Here is a 6840-nt window from a genome sequence, read left to right as displayed (position 1 = left end):
ATATCCTGTGCTAGGGTTCCAAGTTCGGTCACCATTAAGATTTATCCACAACCCAGACATGAGCTTAAGTGCTGATATAGCTTAGCTCTGAGGGGTTAATTATTTGTTTTTTTTGCTATGAGAGAAGAGAAGGGTGTAGTCAGCACAGAACAACCCAATCTTGGTCTTGATAATTAAATATAAACCACAGCTTTTTATGTTAGAATACCTGCACATTTTGTAGCACATGCTCTGGAAACTCCTCTACCAAAGGAATCAGTTGGTTAGAGCACCTGACTCATAATCAGGTGGTCCATGGTTCGAGTCCATGTGGGACCACTTTTAGAAATTGTAAAGCCTTTCAGAAATGAAAGGCTTTTTTTATTATAGTTTATTAGGAAACAAAGTGTTGTATTATAGCATTAAAACAAAGCAATTAATTTCTCTTTTAACAAGAATTATATATATTTGTTCTATTAATATAAAATTGAGGGATTAATTTTACACGACATAGCTTTATAAAAACAATTATTAACAAATGTTTATTGAAAACAATAAAAATATGCATTTTGTCGATGATTCTTGCTTTTTATGGATCATTTTTAATTCAAAAAACTATAATTATTTTGTGAATTCGCTTTTTTTTATACTTTTGTGACCCCATGACAATGCAAAATAAAAGAATAATTGCCTCAATCTTATTTGTATTAATAAGTTTTGTATGTGAAGCCCAAGGTGTTCCTGGTTCTATGCCACCACCACCGGGTCCGCCACCACCACCCGGATTTCCTATTGATGGAGGTTTAATTTACGGTATGGCTTTCGCTTTATTTTACGGGGTTAAAAAGTTATTACTAAAGCGTAATAATTAAAGTTACCTATTCAGCTCAACAAGCTTAGCTACATATTTTCCTAAAACATCAAATTCTAAATTAACTGTAGTTCCTTTTTTAAAGGTATTAAAGTTAGTATGCTCATAAGTGTAAGGTATAATAGCGACACTAAACATATCTTTTTTAGAGTTTACAACGGTTAAACTTGTACCGTTTACAGTTACTGAACCCTTTTCTATAGTAATATTGTTTAAAGCACTATCATATTTAAAAGTAAAAACCCAACTACCATTTTCTTCTTTAATATTAACACATTCTGCAGTTTGGTCAACATGCCCTTGAACAATATGTCCATCAAGTCTATCTCCTAATTTCATGGCGCGCTCTAAATTAACTTTATCATCAATTTGTAATTTGCCAAGGCTTGTTTTATCTAATGTTTCTTTTATCGCAGTTACGGTATATTCATCACCAATTATATTAATAACAGTAAGACAAACCCCATTATGTGCTACACTTTGATCAATTTTTAATTCAGAAGTGATTTTACTTTTTATTGATATGTGAAGATTATCAAATTCAGTTTTTAAATTTGAAACAACACCAATATCTTCAATAATTCCAGTAAACATATTATTATCTGTTTATTTAGTTAAATTTGTACTATCAAAAAGAATTTCAAAATTACGAACAAAAGTTGTCATTTTTAATGAAGGAAGAAGAAAATATAATAGTAGGGATATCCATAGGCGATTTAAACGGCATTGGTGGTGAAATCATTTTAAAAACGTTTGAAGACTCTAGAATTTTAGACTTTTGTACACCTGTAATTTTTGCTTCAGTAAAAGTTATGTCTTTTTTTAAATCGCATTTTAAATCTGAGATCAATTTTCATAGCATTAACAACATGAGCCAATTCGCTCATGGGAAAGTTAATGTCGTAAACTGTTGGAATGAGCCTGTAAATATTGATTTTGGAAAAGAAGATACTACAATAGGAACGTATGCTATAAAATCTTTAGAGTTTGCCACAAAAGCTTTAAAAAAAGGCGAAGTTGATGTTTTGGTAACAGCTCCTATTAATAAACATAATATTCAGTCTGAAGAGTTTAAATTCCCTGGTCATACTAATTATTTAGCTCAAGAATTAGAAGGTGAAAGTTTAATGTTTATGATAACAGATACATTAAGGGTTGGATTACTAACAGACCATGTACCTGTTAAAGATGTTTCAACGCACATCACATCAGAATTAATTGAACAGAAAATTAGTACAGTTTATAATTCACTTAAAACAGATTTTAAAATTGAACGACCAAAAATTGCTGTTTTAGGGATAAATCCTCATACCGGTGATAATGGTGTTATTGGTACAGAAGATGATGATGTACTTAGACCAACACTCCATAAAATAAAGGAAAGCGGAAAATTGGTTTTTGGTCCTTATGCTGCTGATAGTTTCTTTGGCTCCAATAATTACAAAAATTTTGATGCTATTATAGCCTCTTATCACGACCAAGGTTTAATACCCTTTAAAACACTTTCTTTTGGTGAAGGTGTAAATTATACTGCAGGTTTAAACAAAGTAAGAACCTCGCCAGATCACGGTACAGCCTATGAGATAGCAGGGAAAGGAGTTGCCGATGAAAACTCTTTTAAAGAAGCGGTTTATAGTGCTATTAAAATTTTTAAAAACAGAATGAGTTATCAACAACTTACTGCAAATCCTTTAAAAAAATCACCTCGGAAAGAGCGCCGTTAATTAGTTGATTATTAGTTGAAAACTTAAAAAAAAGGAAGCTTAAAAAACAGAATTAAAAAAATGTTTATAACTCGTGTTAGGTTAATAAAAATTTATATATTTGCAGGCTCAAAATAGATGTGATAATGAAGCTATTGAAAGAGTTTACAATCCCATTTGTAGGATTAAAAATAGGAAAGCATCATTTTGAGTACAAAATAGAACAAGCGTTCTTTGAACATTTTGAGTATGAAGATTTTAATGATGTAAACATTAATGTTAATCTTGAATTAGAAAAAAAGACAACATTATTAGAGTTACATTTTAAAATTTCTGGTTGGGTAAATGTGAATTGTGATTTAACAAACGAACCTTACAACCAAGCTATAGAAAATGCGTTTGATTTGGTAGTTAATTTTGGTGATGAGTATAACGACGAGAATATTGATATTCTTATCATTCCTCATGGCACATACGAAATTAATATTCAGCAGTATATTTACGAATTAATTATACTAGCTGTTCCAATAAAAAGGATACACCCAGGAGTTGAAGACGGTACATTAAATTCAGAAATACTTGATAAATTAGAAGAATTAAGCCCAAAGCTTAAAGATAAAAAAAACAAAGAAGAGGACATTGACCCTCGTTGGAATACATTAAAGAAATTATTAACGGATAAATAAACATATAAAATGGCACATCCTAAAAGAAAAATCTCGAAAACAAGAAGAGATAAAAGAAGAACACATTACAAAGCAACTGCGCCACAAATTGCTACTTGCCCAACAACAGGTGAGGCTCATTTATATCATAGAGCGCACTGGCATGAAGGAAAATTATACTACAGAGGTCAAGTATTAATTGATAACTCAGAAGAAATAGAAAACGTTGCATAAATACCTTATGCATTGAAAAAAAAAGCGCTCATTTATGAGCGTTTTTTTTATGAAATACTTTTTCTTAAATCACAAAAACACGAAATTTGTGCGCTATTAGACCAAAATTTAGTAGATTTCATGAAATTTTCAACGTTTTTGTCCATTTTTTAATCAATTTTTGGTCAAATAAACTTTAAAAGGTATGAGTAAAATCTCAGCGGCGATTACAGCTGTAGGCGCATATGTGCCGGAATATGTATTAACCAATCAGATTCTTGAAACGATGGTTGATACTAATGACGAATGGATAACCAGTAGAACCGGAATCAAAGAACGTCGAATTCTAAAAGATGATGGAAAAGGAACTTCTTATCTTGCCATTAAAGCAGCACAAAATCTTATTGACAAAAACGAAATAGACCCTAAAAGTATTGAGCTAGTTATTGTTGCCACGGCAACTCCAGACATGAAAGCAGCTTCAACAGCATCTTTTACAGCTTCTGAAATTGGAGCCACCAATGCATTTTCATTTGATATGGATGCAGCATGTTCTAGTTTTTTATACGGTATGTCCGTAGCTGCGAGTTATATTGAATCAGGGCGCTATAAAAATGTATTATTAATAGGAGCAGATAAAATGTCTTCTATTATCAATTATAAAGATAGAGCAACGTGTATTATTTTTGGAGATGGTGCAGGAGCTGTTTTATTTGAACCTAACGAAGAGAATCTGGGACTTCAAGATGAGTACCTAAGAAGTGATGGTACGGGTAGAGAGTTCTTACAAGCTACTTACGGTGGCTCATCTCATGCATTAACTGCTGAAGTTTTAGAAACCGGTGGGCACTACGCCTTTCAAGAAGGACGAACCGTATTCAAAAATGCCGTTTTCAATATGGCCGATGCTGCCGTTAAAATATTAGAACGTAACAACCTTACAAAAGACTCTGTAGATTGGTTGGCTGCACATCAAGCCAATAAGCGTATTATTGATGCCACAGCAAAACGTATAGATTTACATGATGATAAGGTGATGATAAATATTCATAAATACGGGAATACAACTTCAGCAACGTTACCTTTACTTTTAAATGATTACGAATCACAACTTAAAAAAGGAGATAATATTATATTTGCCGCTTTTGGTGGCGGATTTAATTGGGGAGCCATTTATTTAAAATGGGCTTATAATTCAAAAAAATAACCACTAACTAATTAGTAAAATTATGGATATAAAAGAGATTCAAAACTTAATTAAGTTTGTTGCCAAATCTGGTGCAAGCGAGGTTAAACTAGAAATGGATGACATAAAAATCACCATCCGAACAGGATCGGATTCAGACACTACAATAGTGCATCAAGTTCCTGCTACTCAAATACCACAACAAGCAATGGCAGCGCCTACGTTAGCAACGCCTGAACCAGCAGCTACCGTTCCTGCAGTAGCGGCTCCAGCTTCAGAAGATTCAAAATACATTACAATTAAATCACCAATCATTGGTACATTCTATAGAAAACCATCTCCAGACAAACCTTTATTTGTTGAGGTTGGACAAACCATTGCAGAAGGGGATGTACTTTGTGTTATTGAAGCTATGAAACTTTTCAATGAAATTGAATCTGAAGTTTCAGGAAAGATCGTTAAGATTTTAGTTGATGATTCATCTCCAGTAGAGTTTGATCAACCATTATTTTTAGTAGACCCATCTTAATTTTAGATTATTAGATCCCTCGATTGTTAGATGTTTACTAGTCTAATAATCCGATAATCGAATAATCCAATTGTCTAATTATCTAATTCTAAAAAGATGTTTAAAAAAATATTGATAGCCAATAGAGGAGAAATAGCACTGCGTGTTATTAGAACCTGTAAAGAAATGGGCATTAAAACGGTTGCCGTTTACTCCACTGCTGATGAATCTAGTTTGCATGTTAAGTTTGCTGATGAAGCGGTTTGTATAGGACCACCATCAAGTAGTGAGTCTTATTTAAAAATGTCCAATATCATATCTGCTGCAGAAATTACTAATGCAGATGCCATTCATCCAGGATACGGATTTCTATCAGAAAATGCTAAGTTTTCAAAAATTTGTGAAGAACACGGTATAAAATTTATTGGTGCTTCACCAGAGATGATTGATAGAATGGGCGACAAAGCCAATGCTAAAGAAACTATGAAAGCTGCTGGCGTACCTTGTGTGCCGGGTAGCGATGGTATTATTGAGGATTTTGCTGAATGTGAAAAGTTAGCCAAAGAAACCGGTTATCCAGTAATGCTTAAGGCTTCTGCTGGTGGCGGAGGTAAAGGTATGCGTGGCGTTTTTAAACCAGAAAACCTTAAAGAAGCATGGGATTCTGCAAGACAAGAATCTAAAGCCGCATTTGGAAATGATGACATGTACATGGAAAAACTCATTGAAGAGCCTAGGCATATTGAAATTCAAATTGTTGGTGATTCTCGTGGAAAAGCATGTCATTTATCAGAAAGAGATTGCTCAATCCAACGTCGTCACCAAAAACTAACTGAAGAAGTACCATCGCCATTCATGACGGACGCTCTTCGTAAAAAAATGGGTAACGCCGCAGTAAAAGCATCAGAATATATAAAGTATGAAGGCGCAGGAACGGTAGAATTTTTAGTCGATAAGCATCGTAATTTTTACTTCATGGAAATGAATACGCGTATCCAAGTTGAGCATCCAATTACAGAGCAAGTTATAGATTTCGATTTAATTCGCGAGCAAATTTTAGTCGCCGCTGGTGTGCCAATTTCAGGTAAAAATTATACGCCAAAATTGCACTCTATCGAATGTAGAATTAATGCGGAAGACCCATATAACGACTTCAGACCCTCACCAGGAATGATAACAACATTACATGCTCCTGGAGGTCACGGTGTACGTTTAGACACACACGTTTATGCAGGTTATGCCATTCCGCCAAATTACGATTCTATGATTGCTAAGTTAATTACAACAGCGCAAACCAGAGAAGAGGCGATTAATAAAATGAAGCGTGCTCTAGACGAGTTTGTGATAGAAGGTATAAAAACCACCATCCCATTCCACAGGCAACTTATGGATCACCCAGATTATTTAGCAGGAAATTATACCACTAAATTTATGGAAGATTTCGTAATGGAAAAACAAGTAGAAGATTAAATATTTTAAAACTCCGGAAGCAATTTCGGAGTTTTTTTATGGCGTTACCACAAGGGTCGGGCTTTCCGTTACAAGTCCTCGCTACGTGCCTCCGCTGTGGGCTATCCACTGCAATCCCTAACCTTTAGTTTGTAATTGAAATAAATTTTTAAATTTATTCAAAAGAAAACAGAGGTGAACTATATCCCTAACTAGGTTAGCCCTATCGTGCGTATCAGTCCTCTGCTTTCTGTTTGAATAACCGT

At 33.9% G+C, this 6840-nt stretch carries 8 protein-coding genes and 1 tRNA gene; 8 read left to right on the top strand and 1 reads right to left on the bottom strand.

Translation table 11 applies throughout. The annotated features are described in order from the left end of the window. Positions 1–245: 245 nt before the first annotated feature. Together P8K68_RS14765 and P8K68_RS14760 are read left to right on the top strand one after the other, a co-directional pair. Positions 246–318, top strand: a tRNA-Ile gene (locus P8K68_RS14765). A 329-nt stretch (positions 319–647) separates the two neighbouring features. Beyond that, a complete protein-coding gene (locus tag P8K68_RS14760; protein WP_300252658.1) occupies positions 648–851 on the top strand; it encodes a PID-CTERM protein-sorting domain-containing protein in 204 nt (67 codons plus the stop codon). Positions 852–853: 2 nt separating this feature from the next. On the opposite strand, the gene P8K68_RS14755 is transcribed toward P8K68_RS14760, so the two are convergent. Then, positions 854–1444: a riboflavin synthase gene (locus tag P8K68_RS14755; protein WP_300252656.1), complete on the bottom strand. Its 591-nt coding sequence runs from the start codon at positions 1442–1444 to the stop codon at positions 854–856. Positions 1445–1521: 77 nt separating this feature from the next. Here P8K68_RS14755 and pdxA point away from each other — a divergent pair, with 77 nt between their 5' ends. From pdxA to accC, 6 genes are all read left to right on the top strand, one after another. Next, on the top strand, positions 1522–2574 hold the full coding sequence (gene pdxA / locus P8K68_RS14750; RefSeq protein ID WP_300252654.1) for a 4-hydroxythreonine-4-phosphate dehydrogenase PdxA: 1053 nt from the start codon (positions 1522–1524) through the stop codon (positions 2572–2574). Between the two features lie 125 nt (positions 2575–2699). Beyond that, the gene (locus P8K68_RS14745; protein WP_300252652.1) at positions 2700–3239 is read left to right on the top strand and encodes a DUF177 domain-containing protein; all 540 of its coding nucleotides are present in this window, start codon (positions 2700–2702) and stop codon (positions 3237–3239) included. Between the two features lie 9 nt (positions 3240–3248). Next, entirely contained in the window at positions 3249–3452 is a 204-nt protein-coding gene (rpmF, locus tag P8K68_RS14740) for a 50S ribosomal protein L32 (RefSeq protein ID WP_109352001.1), read from the top strand. 184 nt (positions 3453–3636) lie between these two features. Further along, entirely contained in the window at positions 3637–4638 is a 1002-nt protein-coding gene (locus P8K68_RS14735) for a beta-ketoacyl-ACP synthase III (protein WP_300252650.1), read from the top strand. A gap of 22 nt (positions 4639–4660) precedes the next feature. Next, positions 4661–5146, top strand: coding sequence for an acetyl-CoA carboxylase biotin carboxyl carrier protein (gene accB, locus P8K68_RS14730; RefSeq protein ID WP_300252648.1), 486 nt, complete (start codon positions 4661–4663; stop codon positions 5144–5146). A 96-nt stretch (positions 5147–5242) separates the two neighbouring features. Beyond that, the gene (gene accC / locus P8K68_RS14725; protein WP_300252646.1) at positions 5243–6595 is read left to right on the top strand and encodes an acetyl-CoA carboxylase biotin carboxylase subunit; all 1353 of its coding nucleotides are present in this window, start codon (positions 5243–5245) and stop codon (positions 6593–6595) included. Positions 6596–6840 lie beyond the last annotated feature (245 nt).

Origin of the sequence: Algibacter sp., assembly GCF_029245835.1 — a bacterium.
GTDB lineage: Bacteria > Bacteroidota > Bacteroidia > Flavobacteriales > Flavobacteriaceae > Algibacter_B.
The sequence above is the reverse complement of the archived record's forward strand: the minus strand, read 5'-3'. Positions and strand labels throughout refer to the sequence as shown.